This is a genomic window from Robbsia andropogonis (genome assembly GCF_000970345.1).
GTDB classification, from domain to species: Bacteria; Pseudomonadota; Gammaproteobacteria; order Burkholderiales; family Burkholderiaceae; genus Robbsia; species Robbsia andropogonis.
In genome coordinates, this window is record NZ_LAQU01000092.1 from 1 (window position 1) to 3,927 (window position 3,927).

The 3,927-nt window shown below is 51.7% G+C and carries 2 protein-coding genes, 1 pseudogene and 1 other annotated feature; of the genes and pseudogenes, 1 reads left to right on the forward strand and 2 read right to left on the reverse strand.

Annotated elements, in window-relative coordinates; translation table 11 throughout:
- Positions 1-302: 302 nt before the first annotated feature.
- Entirely contained in the window at positions 303-749 is a 447-nt protein-coding gene (locus WM40_RS25805) for a three component ABC system middle component (protein ID WP_046154456.1), read from the reverse strand.
- Positions 742-1,953, reverse strand: coding sequence for an ABC-three component system protein (locus tag WM40_RS25810; RefSeq protein ID WP_046154459.1), 1,212 nt, complete (start codon positions 1,951-1,953; stop codon positions 742-744). The genes WM40_RS25805 and WM40_RS25810 overlap by 8 nt, the downstream gene beginning before the upstream one ends.
- Positions 1,954-2,994: 1,041 nt before the next feature.
- Here WM40_RS25810 and WM40_RS29220 point away from each other — a divergent pair.
- Positions 2,995-3,927 (forward strand): annotated as a pseudogene (locus WM40_RS29220) (IS3 family transposase); the annotation flags it as partial.
- Positions 3,275-3,391: a sequence feature (AL1L pseudoknot), on the forward strand. It overlaps the preceding pseudogene by 117 nt.

A 3,927-nucleotide genomic window follows, 5' to 3' on the forward strand; every position in this document is an offset into this window, starting at 1 on the left:
GCATCGATGATCTCTTGCCGCACAACTGGAAGTCGGCGGTAGCCTAACCAACCATCCACCATCGTCAAGATGGGATCACCAGCCGCTTACGAATCTAAGCCCATACCACGCAACGTTTTCGTTGATGATGCTGTCTGGTAGCTTGTGCCCACTCGCGAGAAAGCAATAGTCGATAATGTCCAACAAAGCGCTCTTGCCGGTGTGACTTTCACCGGAAAGTACATTCACTCGGTTTCGCATGAAGTTTAGACTACGGTGGTCGCCACTATTGGACCATAGTGTGATGGAGTCAAAGCCAAAGTTCAAAGCTGCACCCTGAAATTCAGATATAGTTCATCGACCGGTGCACTCAGGACGGCAGCTATATGCTTAGACGCTTTATCTATACGCTGCACGCGTTTCCCAAAGCCGTTGTCAATTTCAAGCGATTGGAGCAGAACCAGCGCCCCATCGAATTTTGCATAGCCTGCCGAGACAATCCACTGAATTGCATTTACCGACACAGCAACGCTCTCTTCGAAGCGGGAATTGAAGTTCGCGAATAGGTCTGGGCGATGTGCAACCAGACCAGCAACCTCTCTAAATGCGACGTTGCCACTCCCCATATATCGTATAGTGGCATCGTGCATTACGAGAGGCATGACTAGCAACGCTTTGGCCACGGACAGTTGCTGCGTGTGTGCAAGTACGGCCAGCAATGCCGTTGCACAAATGCCCACGTTGTTGTACCCCGACCAACGTCTAATCATTTTGAGCCCAATCCCTATGCCAACCAATGCGACCGATGTCTGAAAGGTGGTAGAGCTCGCCGTTGCTAAGCTGCGTATCCAGCTCTGTATCACTCAATCTGAAACGTTCTCGACGGAGCGACCGCAGCATCGCAAATGCCGTGTCGACAACTTCATCGATGTCGGAGCAGTTATCAAAACGCCCATAAAATTCGTTGTCCCATCGGCTGAAAACCTCTTCGTGAAAGTCTTCGACCTCGTCGCCAACAACTGTACCCTCTTGCACCCATCTTTCCAGGTTTGTCGATAGCCGGATTTTTTGACGTGTGTAATCAACGGCACGCTCGCCATCGGCGGCTGATAGCGCACCAATTTCTATCAGCCGCTTGATGAACTTCTGTGCAAATATGTCGTCTGGCAACGCTGAAGAGAAGCGATATGCAATAAGCTTTTTATTTCTAGCATCATCGAAGATTTTTCCGTATCGCGTCGCAAAATCTTCAAAGCTAATAGTCAATGCTCCACCACTCTTCACCGCAAGAAAATTTTCAACGCTAATTCGTGAGTCGAGTCGCTCAAATACTGCGTCAATTTTCTCGCTGTCGATAATTTTTTCACGGATAGCGTTCTTCACACGAGCGATGATGTCATCCGCGTCAAGTTCGAGTCGCACCTGGTCGAGGAACTCCCGCCGAACTGTCTCATCAAGCGTATCGACAGCGAGAATATATTTCTTGATGTCAGCGTTTTGGGCTTTTTTGTGCAGCGACTTGATATGCGAGGCAAGCTCGTCGAATTCTCCCGTTTCTTGAAACTCGACTAGTTTTGCCAAAAATTCGTTGCTCTTGCTTACAGACTTATTTGATACCAAGTGGAACTCTGTCTTCGCGACATAAGCACGCTGTGCCGACACCGTATGACGACCGGCAACTTTGTCACTTATTACCTGCGACCAGTTATAAAGTGTTTTCCACAAGTCCGCATCAAGCTCAGTCAACGCTATCGGCGCACCCGCTGCGTTCTTTTGAACAGTATGTTTCAACTGATAAAGGATACTGAAATCGGATTTGAGGTCGGTATGGACATCATCCTTAATTTCAAGGCCAACCGACTGGCCAGTCCCTAGATTGAGGATTCGAAAAAGGAAGTAGTAGTGTTGGTAGTCGAAGCCAATACTTGTGTCCCCGGCACTAGTCTTCTCCGCAAACATCTTTTCTTCGGCCATGACACTCATCCCTTATGCTGACCATGCCGTACTCTGCTACCCAGAATCCGTACATACCAGAATTCCGGAAGCACTATTCAATATATTGCGACACCATCACGCGACAATACGACATCACCGACGACCATCGAAGATGCCAGGGCGGGACGGAGAGCTGCCGACGCAGCAAAGTAACATTTTGTCACATTTATTGCTCGAGACACAAATCTTCGGATGCGCTAATGGACTGTTGTAGCTAGCACAAGTAACCTCATGGCATTTAAACGCCCTGACGGGCATCCGGCGATAGCTGCTTCCGATGACCAAGTCAATGAAACAGGACACCACCAACGGCACCTGACCACGACTCGGATAAAGACCTTTTCGCTCATACGCCGGCAGCCCAAGAACCAGGCGACTCTCCTGGATATCACGGCAAACCACCACCGATGGCAAAAGCGCGATGCCCTGGCCTGCTAAAGCAGCGCCGCGTGCACGCGCTCAGAAAGCTGAAACGACACGAACCTGCGTCGAGACCATGACAGTATCGCCAGGCTGAAAATTGGAGGCACCGCACTGCGGATGCGGCCAATTGCGTTTCTACGTCGAAGACTGGGCGCTGACATCTCACCCTCGCTAATAAAACCGGCTGTGAGCATTTAGCGTATCAAAAAATACTATCAAAATAAGATAGATTTTAAGATGTTGATTTTATTGAATTATTTATTTTAAAACCATCTGATTTTCGGGTATTATTGCGTTGCTGATGACGAATGCTAGCAGTTGCGCTGAACGCCGACGGACATAGTAGGCTGGTCGCGACATTTACGGAGGGTGCGAAGACGAATCAGCTCATAGTCGACAGTAAGGTGACAGGCCGCTATGCCGTCCCGGGACCTGCTGTCTATGACAATTCCGAAGCGTTCGCCAATGAGTTCGTGAAGAACGACCCGAACTTCTTGAAGCTAGTCATGCTTGACCATGCATCTAACGATTGGCGCGATGTGCTTTGTGAACCACGCTGGATTTTGAGGAGGCTCCAATCTTTGAGAGAATGGAGCTATGAACAAGAAATCGAAGTTTTCCTCTGAAGTTTGCGAACGGGCCGTGCGTTTGGTGCGCGAGCAGCGTGGCGAGCATCCGTCGATGTGGGCGGCCGTCGAGTCGATCGCGCCCATGATCGGCGCTGCTCCAGCACAACATTGCTCGGTTGGGTGCAGCGTGAAGAAGTCGACACGGGCGAGCGCGACGGCGTAACGAGTGCCGCGCGTGAGCGCGTAAAAGCGCTAGAACGCGAGGTCAAGGAGTTACGGCGCGCCAACGAGATCCTTAAGCTTGCAAGCGCTTTTTTCGCCCAGGCGGGGCTCGACCGCCGACTGAAGTCCTGAAGGCGTTTGTCGATCAGCATCGCGACACGTTCGGGGTCGGGCCGATCTGCAAAGTCTTGCAGATTGCCACGTCGGGCTACCCGCGCCATGCGGCGCGTCTGCGAGACCCATCGAAACGGCCGGCCCGTGCAATACGGGATGAGAAGCTTGGCCCAGAAGTGAGGCGTGTCTGGCAAGCTAACCGGCAGGTCTACGGTGTGCCAAAGGTCTGGAAGCAGCTCAATCGCGAAGGCATCGCTGTGGCCCGTTGCACCGTTCAACGTTTCATGAAGCGGCAGGGTTTGCGAGGTGTTATGCGAGGCAAGCGGATTCGTACGACGATACCTGATCAGAGCGCCCCGCGCCCCCTGGATCTTGTCAACCGTCATCTCAAGGCTGAACGTCCGAACCAACTGTGGGTTTCGGATTTCACGTACGTATCTACTTGGCAGGGATGGTTGTACGTAGCGTTCGTCGTTGATGTCTTCGTGCGGCGCATCGTGGGATGGCGCGTGAGTTCGTCAATGACGACCGATTTCGTGTTGGATGCATTGGAGCAGGCACTTTACGCCCGACGCCCGGCAGAGGATGCGCAATTGATACATCATTCGGATCGCGGATCGCAAGG

Bases quoted from the DNA above. Each gene is read 5' to 3' on its own strand.
- WM40_RS25805 (WP_046154456.1), bottom strand. From the start codon at position 749: ATGATTAGACGTTGGTCGGGGTACAACAACGTGGGCATTTGTGCAACG.
- WM40_RS25810 (WP_046154459.1), bottom strand. From the start codon at position 1,953: ATGGCCGAAGAAAAGATGTTTGCGGAGAAGACTAGTGCCGGGGACACA.